11 protein-coding genes are annotated in these 13,532 nt (G+C 44.2%); 1 reads left to right on the top strand and 10 read right to left on the bottom strand.

Translation table 11 applies throughout. The features are described 5' to 3' along the window. Positions 1 to 5: 5 nt before the first annotated feature. The 9 genes from F0232_RS03590 to F0232_RS03550 all read right to left on the bottom strand — a co-directional run bounded on the left by F0232_RS03590 (position 6) and on the right by F0232_RS03550 (position 10,436). On the bottom strand, positions 6 to 470 hold the full coding sequence (locus F0232_RS03590; protein ID WP_105058648.1) for a hypothetical protein: 465 nt from the start codon (positions 468 to 470) through the stop codon (positions 6 to 8). Positions 471 to 723: 253 nt separating this feature from the next. Next, a complete protein-coding gene (locus F0232_RS03585) occupies positions 724 to 3,498 on the bottom strand; it encodes a M16 family metallopeptidase (RefSeq protein ID WP_061034019.1) in 2,775 nt (924 codons plus the stop codon). 199 nt (positions 3,499 to 3,697) lie between these two features. Further along, complete coding sequence (locus F0232_RS03580) at positions 3,698 to 4,546, bottom strand: LytTR family DNA-binding domain-containing protein (protein WP_171750684.1); 849 nt, start codon at positions 4,544 to 4,546, stop codon at positions 3,698 to 3,700. 50 nt (positions 4,547 to 4,596) lie between these two features. Beyond that, positions 4,597 to 5,655 (bottom strand): sensor histidine kinase, encoded by a 1,059-nt coding sequence (locus tag F0232_RS03575; protein ID WP_171750683.1) that lies wholly within the window; start codon positions 5,653 to 5,655, stop codon positions 4,597 to 4,599. Continuing rightward, positions 5,655 to 6,947, bottom strand: a complete 1,293-nt coding sequence (locus F0232_RS03570; protein ID WP_171750682.1) for a hypothetical protein — start codon at positions 6,945 to 6,947, stop codon at positions 5,655 to 5,657. The genes F0232_RS03575 and F0232_RS03570 overlap by 1 nt, the downstream gene beginning before the upstream one ends. Before the next feature lie 9 nt (positions 6,948 to 6,956). Next, positions 6,957 to 7,739 carry an outer membrane lipoprotein-sorting protein gene (locus F0232_RS03565; RefSeq protein WP_171730315.1) on the bottom strand — a complete coding sequence of 261 codons (783 nt, stop codon included), beginning with the start codon at positions 7,737 to 7,739 and terminating at the stop codon, positions 6,957 to 6,959. Beyond that, positions 7,732 to 9,009, bottom strand: a complete 1,278-nt coding sequence (locus F0232_RS03560) for an ABC transporter permease (protein ID WP_171750681.1) — start codon at positions 9,007 to 9,009, stop codon at positions 7,732 to 7,734. Before F0232_RS03560 ends, F0232_RS03565 begins: the two co-directional genes overlap by 8 nt. Further along, on the bottom strand, positions 8,997 to 9,695 hold the full coding sequence (locus tag F0232_RS03555; protein WP_171750680.1) for an ABC transporter ATP-binding protein: 699 nt from the start codon (positions 9,693 to 9,695) through the stop codon (positions 8,997 to 8,999). Before F0232_RS03555 ends, F0232_RS03560 begins: the two co-directional genes overlap by 13 nt. A gap of 66 nt (positions 9,696 to 9,761) precedes the next feature. Further along, positions 9,762 to 10,436 (bottom strand): hypothetical protein, encoded by a 675-nt coding sequence (locus F0232_RS03550; protein WP_171750679.1) that lies wholly within the window; start codon positions 10,434 to 10,436, stop codon positions 9,762 to 9,764. Positions 10,437 to 10,965: 529 nt separating this feature from the next. Between F0232_RS03550 and F0232_RS03545 the strand changes: the two genes are divergently transcribed. Continuing rightward, complete coding sequence (locus F0232_RS03545) at positions 10,966 to 11,775, top strand: hypothetical protein (RefSeq protein WP_171750678.1); 810 nt, start codon at positions 10,966 to 10,968, stop codon at positions 11,773 to 11,775. A gap of 165 nt (positions 11,776 to 11,940) precedes the next feature. Here the strand turns inward: F0232_RS03545 and F0232_RS03540 are convergent, their stop codons facing one another. Continuing rightward, on the bottom strand, positions 11,941 to 13,410 hold the full coding sequence (locus F0232_RS03540) for a S41 family peptidase (protein WP_171750677.1): 1,470 nt from the start codon (positions 13,408 to 13,410) through the stop codon (positions 11,941 to 11,943). Positions 13,411 to 13,532 lie beyond the last annotated feature (122 nt).

Raw genomic sequence — 13,532 nt, 5'->3', positions numbered from 1 at the left:
AACGATTAGCTAAGAAGTTCTCGGAAATGTGAATATTGGATGTTGCCCTCTTTCCACCCCGACAAACGGGAAGGCGGAGAGCTGACAATACTGGTCCAGTGCTGTTTGAGGTCCAACATTGGGGTTGTCGCTAACAGCGAAGCCAGTAAAGAAGGGGGAGAGAAGTCAATCAGCAAGTGATAAGCAGGCTCAAGGTCGGGCGCGCTTTCTTGCTCATTGGTTGATATACGTCGGTAAGTCGTCGCTTGAAGGCTAGATTCAGTATCGTGATAGTTGGAGCTGTCACCTACTGACGAAGCGCCTAGCTGAGCTTTATCGCACTCTAAATAGGCCAATGGGTCATCAATTGCAGCGTTCTTACACTGTTTATTGACTGAGGATTGCTGTTGAGCAGTCTCGATTTGAAACGGCTTAGAAGGAAACGAATAGCCGTTAGAATTCACTAAGCCAAAGCTCAGTAAAAATAACATTAAGACTAATCGGGTACCCAGTTTAAGCAATCTAATATCCAAACAACATTCTCGTAGATCGCCAATCTACAACACAATTGAAAAGCTGTCTTGATTTAAAACATTTTTTTAGAAAATGGTTCAATGCAACCGATTAAGCTTCAGTGCTTCTAAAAAAAGAAAAAGCCAAGCAACTAAGCTTGGCTTTCCATTACGTATGCGTCCAACGCTGAGCGTTATGACGTTTTATAGCTATTACACAGTATCAAAGCGATTAAGCTTCAGGACGCATGATGTTCTTAACCTTACGGCTATTCTCGCCAAATAGGTGATGGAGCAGAGCATTCATGTCTTCAACCGATATTGATTTAGCGACTCGGTCAACATCAGCCAAAGCTTCCACTCCATACCCATACAATAGATAACGAGACACAAACCACGCCTGATCGATAGAGCTTGCCTCTAGTGGCACGAAGTCAGCTTCAAACTGTTTTACTATCGAATGCAGTTCGTCTTCAGAAATACCTTGTAGGAGGTCTGAGATCACTCTATCAATCGCCATTTCAACAGTATCTACGTTCTCCGGCGCGATCATTGCTCCGATTACCCACTCATGAGTCGGTTCACCATCATTCGAAGCCGCATAAGCATAAGGTGAATAATCTAAACTCAACTCTTCACGAACATAAGAGTCTAAACGAGATGCGACTAAACGTTGCAATAAGTCTTCCATGAAGACATCTTTTGCAGTCCAGCCTCCACTTTCTATCGTCGTCGGCTCTGGAATCACTCGTAAGATATATTCCGCACTATTTACGTTGTTGATCGCGACATCAATACGTGGTTTCGCTGGTTGCTTGTACTCCACTTTGAAGTCTGGCACCGTCCCCGCTTGCAATGGAATTGAAGCTAAGTACTTACGAACTAGAGGTTTCAACTCACTTGGGTCGATATCACCAACGACCACCAACTGGTTGTGTCTTAGTTGACCAAATAATTGTTGATGAACAGCACGGACATCTTCAACAGAAACCGCTTTAACACGCTCTTTATTTACGAATAGATGGCGGCTTCCCGAGCGATAAATATTTTGATTGATCGCTTGTTCAAATTGACCAACAGGCGTACTTAGGAAGGACTCTTTATCTTGCACTAGCTCTTGCTTCACAGCTTCAAGCTGATCAGAATTCACTTTAGGAGACACCATGAAGGTATATAGCGCAGCAAACGCGTCACTCACCCCATCTTTTTCGATATTAAACTCAATGCCATGTCGCGTCGAAGAAATAAAAGAATCGACTAAAATCCCTTCACGATCAAAGTAGGCTTTCAGCTCAGATCCCGTAAAGTCACCAGCACCACTTCGAGCAATAACAGGTAATGTCACATTTGCAGCTGCGTATAAATCCGGATCCAACGCCGCTTTACCGCCAAGACTCACGTACATTATTCCAACATCGTCTTTCGCGTATGAATCACGTAGGTACCACATGTCGATACCATTACTTAAAGTCCACTTTTGAATATTTGGATCGGCGTACATTTGCTCTACCAATTCAACCTCGCCGGGTACGGTAGGCGAAGCAAATGCACTGGCTGTTGCCGTTACGAATGTCTGTGTACCCTGCTGACTATAAGAAGCTTTTAATCCATCTAGAGAAGCCAGAACCGCTGTGCGATCCTCATTGTCATCCATGCCGACAATCAAAAAGTAATCACTCGAAAGGACTTCTTTGATATTTTTATTAATCGCTTCAAGGCTTAAATTAGCAAGAAAGGCTTCCATGCTGGCCTGATAGTCTTTTTGAGATTGGACAATATCGCCAGACAGTGATGCGTTCACTTTATCGTTCACGTGATCCACACTGTCCCTTTTATCCCAGTCGTGCTCAATATCATCCAGTGAGTCTTGATAATAATGGAGCTCACTCGCAATTTCTCCTTCAGAAACACCGTAATCACGTAACGACGTTAAAGTAGAAACCAACGCTTTCTGAACCGCATCACGGCTGCCTGCTGGGAAGCCAACACTTGTCGATGAATAAAGCAGAGCACCCAACCTGATGTTATCTGACGTTATCCATTGCGTCGGTAGCGCTGCATCATTAAAGTCTGCCTCTAAACGCTGCTGAATAAGAATCTGAGTGGTTTCATCCAACCAACGCTGATGTTGTTGAGCGTGGGTTTCAACAGTGTTTAAACCTCGGTTAAACGTCAAAGAAATACTCGGAGCTTCTCTGCCAGCATATTCAATGTAGTCACCTTCATTGAACGAAGTCGTATTCTGCTTTTGTGGCTTTGACGTTTTACCGCGCTCCCAGCTCGAAAATTTCTCTTCAATCATTGGGATCACTGTTTTAAGGTCCACATCACCAGAAACCACTAGCTCAACGATTTGAGGTTGATACCAAGTTTGGTAAAAGTCGGTAAGCCCTTCCGACGTGGCAGCCATAACCGAAGCTTTAGTTCCTAGCGCATCTTGCGATTCATAAGGGCTGCCTTCGAATAGGTAATCAACATATTTCTCGGGGAACGACTTATCATCGAGACGAGCCATACGAAACTCACCAAGAATCACTCCCTTTTCTTTTTCAACTTCCGAACTAGAGAGATCGAGGCCATCGCCAACGTCACGCATCCAAGTCAAGGCTTGCTCTAATTGGAGGTTATCTGGCAAATCTAATTCATACACCGTCTCTTCATAAGAGGTATAAGCATTTAAGTCCGCACCGAAACTAGAACCCGCATCTTCAAATAGACGAATAACATCGTTTTGAGAGAAGTTCTTGCTGCCATTGAATGCCATGTGCTCGACAAAGTGAGCATAGCCTTCTTGTTGAGGTGTTTCTTGAATGGAGCCCGCGTGCACAACTAAGCGCACAGATACCGATGCTTCATGATCAGGATAAACATGGTAGGTAAAACCATTGTCCAGTTGAGCAGATGTCCAGGCAGGATCTGTTTGAATTAAAGTTTCATTGGTTTTTGATGTAGAACTGCAACCAACCAGGGCAAAGCATATTGCCGTCGCTAAATAATATGTCTTCATAACAACCTCTTAATGTCATTCACTGACAATATACAGATTGAGCTAATGATTATTATTTAATATTGAACCAAATGAGTATAGTTGTGATCTGGATCGTCATTTTATAAATTGCAATAAACCATGTGAAATCAGCCATATTCAACTAGAAGTTCAGGAGTAAGGGTAAGAAAAACAGACTACATGCCTTTAAACAACGTCTCTACATGCCTTTAAACAGAGCTTGTGAGGCACGGCTGATTGGCAGCTTCTCACCAGATACATACGCCGACATCTGACCGGATAGTCCTTTTTTGACCTTATCAATGGCCGACACTTTCACCACCACTGAACGATGGATCTGCCAAAACTCATCCGGATTAAGTTGAGCGAGTAACTCCTTTAGAGATACACGAAGAATAAACTCCTCTAATAGCCCGCCCTGCCCTTTCTTGAATATCGATACATACTTATCTTCTGCTTTGAAATACGCCACATCATCAACGGCGATCAGGTGAATGTCTTCGCCAACGCTGGCTTTAAGCCACGTGAGATACTTTTTCTGCGACAGATAAGGAGGCTGCGTTTGCTGTGACGCCGATTGTGACAGTTGCTGAAGTTGACTCATGAGTGCAGCGATGTCGGGTTGTTCTGGCATATGACCGGACTGTGTTTGATTACTTGATAAGCGCGCTTGAATCTTCTGACAGGTAGCAAGTAGGCGCTCTTCATTGATTGGCTTAAGTAGGTAATCTATCGCATTGTGCTCAAAGGCTTTAACCGCATACTCGTCGTAAGCCGTAATGAAGACCACCAGCGGCGGTGATGCAAGCTTGTTCAACTGTTTGGCTAACGAAATACCATCAAGCTCTGGCATGCGAATATCAAGAAAGGCAACATCTGGTTGTAGCTGCTGAATGCTCTGCATAGCCTCTGTCCCATTTTTGGCCTTGCTGACAATCTCTAGCTCAGGCCAAACCTCAGCAAGACTCTTATCCAAGTGATGTCTTAACAGTGCTTCATCGTCTGCGATAATTGCCGTCACGCTGGGCTTTAGTCCTGAGTTGATCATTATTCTTCCTTTAAATTCACACTGTAAATCGTCTGTTTTCTTAACAGTACTTAGAGTTTCAGAACTGCATTCTCGGAGCTAGTTTCGCTGATGAGCGGCAACAAGATAGTCGACACCACGCCGCCAGTCACTTGCTCTGTGATCGTCAGGTTCGCCTTATCTCCGTACAGGGTAGCAATACGCTGACGAATATTACTCAATCCAACACCATGGCCAGTAGCAATAGACGGTGCTGTTAGCCCCACGCCACTGTCTGATACTTCAATTTTCATCTGATCATCTTGTTGAACAATTCGGATATTGACTTCACCACCAGCAGCCTTGGGCTCGATGCCGTGTGTTAATGCATTCTCAACCAAAGGTTGAATCAAGAAAGGTGGAATCACTTGCTGGTCGCTGATTTCATTGGTTTCAATCGAGAACGTTAAGCGCTCACCCAAACGTATCTTCTGGATGTTGAGATACGCGTCTAGCAAATCGACCTCTTGTGCGATGGTCGATTGCTCAGTACGACTGTTCTTGAGGGTCACACGTAACAAGTCAGTCAGTTTTTCAAGCATCAGCTTAGCTTTGACGCTGTCACTCTCAATCAATACATTGATGGTCGCAAGAGTGTTGAACAAAAAGTGCGGCTCAATTTGGCTTTGCAGCTGTTTTAACTGGCTAAGTACAACAACCTTTTCTTGATCAGCTTGGCGACGCTTAGCCACCTCTAATTCATTATCGGCACGCAGCTGCTGCTCTCTTGTGTAGAAATAGTAATAACAAACGGAACAGAAGATCACACCAAGCAGCATCACAGACTTAAGATCGGAAAGGTTAGAGCCGAAAAAGCCGTTCAACCAATAGTGTGCATTCAAGGTACCAATGGTCATTGCAATCACCATTGATACCCCTACATCAAATGCCTTTGATTTCCTTTTGAATAGTTCAACCAACACAAACGAAGAGCCAACTGCGCTGTAGCCAAAGCCGAAGCTGATGGCCAAGTTGAGCGTAAACCCGCCTCCCCAAATCGTATTGGTTGTAATTGCAATAAGAACGCAAAATAGCGTAGTGAACGCGAAGCTTTTAATCCATGAAAAGCGACTGTTTGAAGAAGTGTCCATTAAAATCGTCCTTTGATATTTAAAAGAATCATATGACTATCCGGTAAGTTGGCGTAAGCAGAATCACTTTTACCGCCTAGAAAGCGTGCAGCAAGTTCCAATTCCAACGATGAATCACCATTATCGAAAGCCTGATAATTAAGCCACTGCGTAGCAATAAAGCCACCGTCCTGTGGAGACAGCATGACATCAAATGTAGGCGTAATATCTTCAAGCCAGCCATGTGCCAAGTCCAAAGACCAGTGAAACATGAGATTGTGTTGAACTAAATTGGCGTGTTGATAGCCTTGAGCGTAAGAGCCCGCCAACGATGTTGTCATGGGATTAAGAGACAAATATTCCGCATTCACTAAAGCACTTTGCCACTCAGAATCACTCCAAGCGCGGCTATCAAACCAGTATTCCAGTACCACATTGTGGCCCGTCTCGTTGGCCCATGTCAGTCCGACTAAGGCTTGGTAAGCCTCGCCCTGCTCTTGTAGATAAACTGGTTCAAGCAGTGAGTTGGGCTGGCTGTAACCCAAACTTTGTCGCTGATAAACCAACGAACCGTGAAACTCCCACGCGAGGTTTAATACCGACACCAAGCTTGCTCCAAACAAACCGTGGCGTACATCGTCGTAATAAGCGACCCATTGATATTCGTGATCGCCTACTAAATTGTAACGACGTAAGCCAACCCCTTGTTGCTGATTCTGCTTTTCGAATTGATTCACATCTTGGGAAGTCCATGATGAATCGCTGTAAAGCAGTGTCCATTCGCCCGTCATATCGAACAATGACGCTGAAGCCACACCTGCGCCCTCTTCTGCGACAATGCCCACTGGATTTTGTCGGTAAGGTTTGATGATGTCTAAAGGTCGGTAGCCATAACCAACACCCCAATCTAAGCGAACCTTGCCGAGCGTGACATCGAGGTAGTGATCACCGAACGCTGAATTAGACAGTTCAACACCACCTTGCCAAAACAACTCGCGTACAATGAATTCCGATTCAAAGCTCGCGTCTTGGTCTTGAGGAGCATTAGTCAAAATGTCATTGGCTTTCACTGCAAAAAGGCCCAGCCAATTGCCATATCCAACTTCAAGATCCAGCAAGCCATTGAGTGACTGACGGTTGTCAGATTCGAAAGGGCTAAATGGCGATTCTCGCGATTCAACAGCTTCAGCACTCAGTTGCCAGTCCCACGCTAGGCTCAGATCGTCCGCTTGAGTCGTATTACTCATACAAGGCAGCACAAGGAAAGTAACGATTAAAGGCTTGATGTGGAATCGACGACTAGAAGCTTTCATGGCACCCACCTAAAGCCCAGACACACTATTACGTGATAAGTAAGCAGGGTTGTAGTATTTGTCCGCTAAAGCTTGTTCGCTTACCTCGCGGTACTCAATCACGGTTTTCTTACTTGGTTGAATCTTATCGAGCAAAGTCATCGAAACTACACTTGGCAAGCCATCTCGCACGCCTTCAGTAAACCAAGCTTGCTTGGCTAACTTACCTGAACGCAGATACAGATCCGCTTTAACAGGAAACGCTCGGTCTGCCGTTAACCACAAATCAATTGATTGATAGCTGGCACCCTTGGTTTTCGCCGTTAGCTTTAGATGATAAGTATCGAGTGTCTCGCCAGTCGACCTCTCAACCTGTTGCTCGGCAACCCACTTACCTTGGTAATCTTCGCTCCAAGTGAGCGTCGAAATGTCCCCTACCGAAGCTTCGCCAAGCAATTTTTGCATCGGGGTGATACGAATTGGACGGCGAGATTTCGGCATCAGTAACCAATAGTTGTCCTCTATCATCAGCATCTTTTGACCCGCCTCGACCGCCGACTTGAACACAACCAGCGACTCTCGGTTTGGTCTTGTGTAGACGTTGTATTCGCGGGTTTTGTCTAGTTGCTCGTCTTGATATAGCGTGACCAGAGACACCACTTTCGACGCCTGTTCGCTGTTCAAACGGTAGCTGTCTGCCTTAGCAATCATCTCGGTAACTTGCTGTGAATCGATAGCCCAGCTTGGTGCTGATACTAGAGCCAAGGCCAACGCAGAACCTAAAACAGTGAGTGAACGAGTAAATTTATACATAAACCAGCGCCTCCGTGATTGGCTTATTTACGCCTTTGCGAGCAGAGAAATAAGCAGCCAGCAAACAGATCGTCAGCACACCCAAAGTAGCGTAACCAACCAATTCCAATGAGAAATAAATATTGAGTGGGTAACCTTCGGTTCGCCCCGGAGGTGGTGGCATTTGCACATCAATCACCAGCAATAACACCGACACTAAACCACTCACTAATGCGCCTATCGCACTGCCAATCACCGCCAGTAAGCCCGCCTCTTTTAGAAAACCCGCCACGATTTCAGATGGGTAACTGCCGAGTGCCGATAAGGTGCCGATTTCACGAGTACGTTCCGTCACCGACATGGTCATGGTGTTGAACAGCGACACAAACACGACCAATGCCATCACTGCCCCCATGATGCCGAAGATACGATCGTAAAGGTCTTTAACCTTGGTGTAGAAAAAGGCGCGATCTTGCCATGGGGTGATCTCAATATCTGAGCCCTGTTGACCAACTTGCTTGTCCAAAGCCAATTTGATGCGTTGTTGAACCGTAGAAGTCTTTTTGGTTTCAAAAAGGAATACCGATAAGGTGCTGACTTTATCCGACGCTAAAAGCTCTTGGGCGGTGGTGATGTGTACGTACAACTGACGTTTGTCCAACTCAGGCACACCAGTCGAGTAGATACCCTGCACCTTAAAATCAAAGGCATTCAATGCGCCATCACTGGTGGTCGCAAGCAATGTGACCCAATCACCAACGGCCACTTTAAGGTTACGAGCAAGGTCGGTTCCGAGCATCACTTGTGGCTCTTGGCTGTCGTATCTTGGTGATTTCACATCCGAGAGGGTTTGACCGCTGCGCACGTCAAGAAAAGGTCCTTTCATGTCGAACTCGCGCTCATTAACGCCTGTTCCCATAAAGATGGTCGACTTGCTTCCGTTAGACACCAAACCGCTAAAGTAAACTCGAGGCTGCACACCACGCACATCGCTGTCGCCAATAATGCTCTTGGTGAGCGCTTGAACATTATCTAAACCATTACTCAGCGGCATATCTTCGTCTTGTTCAAAATAATCCGGCGTGCTCAAAGTAAGATGACCAGTATCGCGCGCGGTCGACTCTCGCAAAGATTCATAGGTATAGAGTCCATACCCACCTGCGGAAGTGAGCGCAAACACGGCAATCGCGATGATCAACACCGAAAGCAGACTACGTCGGCCATTTCTCAATAGATTGAGCCACGCCAAACGAAGCGATTGCAAAAAGCCAAACTGCATTAACTTGCCCATGAGACTGCCTCCTTGTTTGACACTGAAGAAACCAACTTACCGTCCACCAACTCAATCACACGGTCGCAACGGTTAGCCATTCTTGGATCATGGGTCGCAACAATAAAGGTGGTGCCAAACTCGTGGCCAAGCTCGTGCATAATATCGATCACGTTATTAGCAGTGTGGCTGTCTAAGCTCGCTGTCGGCTCATCGGCGATTACTAAGCTTGGGTTGTGGATTAGCGCTCTGGCTATTGCGACACGTTGCTGTTGGCCACCTGAAAGATTGTCTGGACGGTGATAGATGTAATCTCCCAGCCCAACACGCTCTAACATATCTTGAGCTCTGGTATGCTGTTCTTGCTTAGAACATTGGTTCAACATCAATGGGTAAGCGACGTTCTCAAGCGCGGTCATCACCGGAACCAGATTGAAACGCTGAAACACAAAACCCAACGACTGGCGGCGAAAACGCGCAGCAGCAATCTGCTCTGTTGGATACGCTTTGCCAGCAATATTTATCTCACCTCGATAGTCCATATCCAACAAACCTAGGATGTTCAACAGTGTACTTTTCCCCGATCCCGACGGGCCGCACAGTGCCACCATTTCACCACGTCTGATCTGCCCATCGACTCCCTTGAGTGCGTCTACACTTTGTCCACCCGTGAGATAAGACTTGCCGATTCCTTTAAATTCAATCATCCCGTTTTCCTCTGATTACTAACCAACTGTTTAGCTTCCATGCCCTTTATTTCTCTTTCGCAACTATTACTTGGCTTTCGCTATAAGGGCCTTCGCAGTCATCGTTTCGATGTTGTCGGCATCGGACATTTCCATTTGTTTTAACCACGCTTGTGCTTGCGTTAGGTCTTCAGCACGAATCGATGCGGTAATTGCGTAGCGATAAATCCATGAAGTTGCAGAGAAGTGCTGTTGTTGAAATTCATCTTCCGCGAGTAGCGAGAGGAACAGGTCGTAACCGCGATCAAAGTGGTTAAACATGTCAGGTAGAGAGGTGTAAGTCACCGCGGCCATGGCACGAGTCAGGTAAGAATCTGGCAGCCCTTGAACACGAGGTTGCTCATGAATCGGTTGGTCTTCGTCTTTCAGCAACACCAATGATTTATCTATAGTCGATAAACCCTTTTCTACATACTTCATCTTGTTCCAAGGTAAGAACGCATCACGCCCCATTAAGGTTTCTGTGCTGCCTAGATAAACCAAAGTCAGTGGTGTCGCGCCATCTTGTTGCAGTGTGTCATTGAGGCGCTCATAGGCCACCTCGACTAGGTCTTCATTGCCTTGCGCGGCTTGGTTGTAAATATCAAGCACGTCTGAACTTGGATTAGCTAGCGCCAGCGTAGGAGCGATTGAAGCTAACCCAATTAAAAGTGAACGACGAAACAGAGCAGTAAATAAGTTGTAAGTGTTTGAAGCAGTCATGATTTCAATCCCTTTCAAATGTTGACGTTGAAAGGTTAACCACAAACTGTCACGTCGTTTTATCAATGCGACGAATGGTAATAATGAGGAGTGAATGGCTGAGAGAGGGGGTGAATGGGGAAGATAGTGATTAGAGGTGGTAGTAATTACCCTTCTCTGCAAAGAAAGATTCAGATTTAACCACCAACATACTGCACTGATTAATAGCTAACTATTTCAATTAACCTAAATAATTCAGATCTTTACAAAGCTAGCTAGAACAATTTAAGAGACTTTAGTACATACTTTAATCAGTCCAACAATAACCCACAAAAATGATAGATAACCTCGTCCTACTTTCCAGGGTATTAGCTTGATTTCATACTAAATACTGATGTAGGGTGCGAACCGAAAGTAACCCATTACAAGTAATTGATTTAAAAGAACAAAAGACCGCCAGGTTATTTAATCAATGCTTTAATAGCTACAATTCATGTACGTCGGTCGTTCTGACCAATGGCTAGTTTTATAACAATTCAACGAGAACAAAATGAATTTAATTAACAAATCGGTTATCGCAGCTATCACCAGTGCATTAGTAATGACATCAACTCAGTCAATGGCTAGCAGCGGCTGCTACTTTGGAGAAACCGATGGCTCTCAGTGGTTAGAAAGTGTCATCGAGCCAAATAAACCACTCCTTATTAACTACAACACCAGTGCATGGAATGAAATCGAAAAGTTTGATTTTGACTTCGGCTACGACAAGATTGAAAATCCACGAGGCTTTTCAGTTGAGGTTCTGTTGGCTAACCACACTACAGAAGCAATGTCGATTTCAGGTATCCTTGAGGGAGAGAGTGGAGCAAGCGGCGGTTCGAATAACGCTGGTAGAATTGAACTTCACATGAATCTAAACAGTGACCGTTATTTTTCACGTTTAGTTGACGGAAAACTGAATCTTGGCTTAGGTCGCACAGGTTCAAATGAAACCATCGAAGTAATCAAAGTAACAGCAAGATTCTGTGGTTTACCTGTTCAAGAAGGTGTCGCTGTTAGCGCGTCTGATCACAATATTCTTGTAGGCAACGCTCAGCCTCTATCACATTTTATTGATGCGGATACGACGTATCGAGTTTCGGCGACGGGAAGCGCAATCGATGAAAACGGAAATGCTATCACCGCAGTATCGATCAACTACATTGATTCTCGAAATTCTGAAAATTCGACGCTTCAAGTGAATACAGGTGAAGAGTTCTACCTTCATTCAAATGGTAAGGTATCTCTGTATTACGCAACAGAATCAAGTCAAAACACCGGTGGCCACACTGTCAAATTTGAGCGTGTTAACCTAGATTAGTCTCTAGCTCAAACCCGATAAAAAGCACTATGTGTACCGAACTACTCGGGTATACATAACCACCGATAGGCTTGCCTGAATTTATACAAGCCATACAAAAATAGCCGCTAATCAGCGGCTATTTTTCGTTATCCAAGTGACACTCTAACTAAGCACTCGTTAGCCTTAATAAAGTAATGACAATGCTTTTTCGAGCACAACATCTCGGCCTTGCTGACGATCTTCTAACACAAAGTTTCTAACCACGTGATCTGGCTGTACCCCTGTGACTTCATGGTTTTCAAGGTCGCGATTCTTATAATATAAATTACTTAATGAATACTCCCAGCCATTAGGCAGCATTCTGCCAAACGCATCTGAGGTGGCGCCTGATGTCGATTCACCAACGATGGTCACGTGAGAGAGCGTCTTCATCGCCGATGCGAATGTCTCTGCTGCACTAACCGTTCCAAAAGAGGTCAAAAGTACAATCGGTTTTGTATATGAAATACCATCGCTCGGAGTCATCGTGACATCGACATCATGGCTGAATTCACCCTTGAAGTAAGAGCTAACATGCCAAGCTAACTGCTGCTCTTCAATCAAATGTTGCAATAACCATAGACCTTGCATATCAAGCCCACCCTCATTTTCACGGATATCGATAATCAACGACTGGGTATCATTTAGCTGCGTTAATATTTTAGTCACTAATTCTTCAAACTGACGATGAGCTTTATCTGTGTTTCGTTTAGGAGTCCCTGTTATTAAACCTTCATCGATATAGCTCATGAAGTCGCCAATTCTTAAGTATCCAGTCGGTATGCCCTTATTATCAATGATGCCCCAGTTAAGACGATGTTCCTTGCTCTCACGAGAAGCTCGTTTTTTAAAACCTTCCTGTTCATGTTCAAACAAATACTTCATGATATTGAGCGTGATTTTATCCTTCTGACTGATTATGTAGCTTTCTTTTTCTGATTCAGGAATATTTAACTGGTCAGCTTCCAACTCCAATTGTTGTTCCAAGGTGGCTTTATTGCTATACCATATCTGCAACTCTTTTGAAGGGATAGAAATAGAACTATGATCATCCTTTAAGTGACGCAGTATTTCATCGAATACATTAATTAACTGTTCGTCGTCTGCACCGTATAAGTCATCATAATATTTATCATAAACCTCATCCCAGTCAATGTTACGTTCATCAAAAAAGGCATAGTGGTTGTTCATATCTTGCCAATATATATCGAACATCGATTGAGCATCAAAATCAAAGTAACCATCGCGAACCATAGAGTGGCCAAGACCTTCAGTACATACATCATTGATATTGCTAACTAAAGTATAAGTAAAAGGTCTAGGTCGAAGAATATTAAGAATCAATTGATTATCTTGACGAATGGAATGCTGTTTTATCGCTTCATAACTCAACTCTGTGCCATAACTCAGAGAGTTAGACACTTCATAACAAGTGCTATTAACCACTTGTATTGTTCTTGTAGTCTCATTTTCGATAACTTTAATTTCGCCGTCTCGTTGGCTAAACCAAACCCCATTAATATCATGGGTCTGGTCTTTTTTAACTTGTTCGCTATGACATGCGAATGAGCCTTGAATTAAAGCAAGTGTCATCACATATTTAAGAGGTTTCATTTTATTACTCCACTATACTGAAGTTAAAAATGATAAATTAATTTAATGATAATCAGTGTAGGTATATGTATATTTTATGTAACTAAGCCTATTACATCATTAATTAGAATGAAATAAATTAA

The organism is Vibrio sp. T3Y01 (assembly GCF_013114525.1).
Classification (GTDB): Bacteria; Pseudomonadota; Gammaproteobacteria; order Enterobacterales; family Vibrionaceae; genus Vibrio; species Vibrio chagasii_B.
The sequence above is the reverse complement of the archived record's forward strand: the minus strand, read 5'-3'. Positions and strand labels throughout refer to the sequence as shown.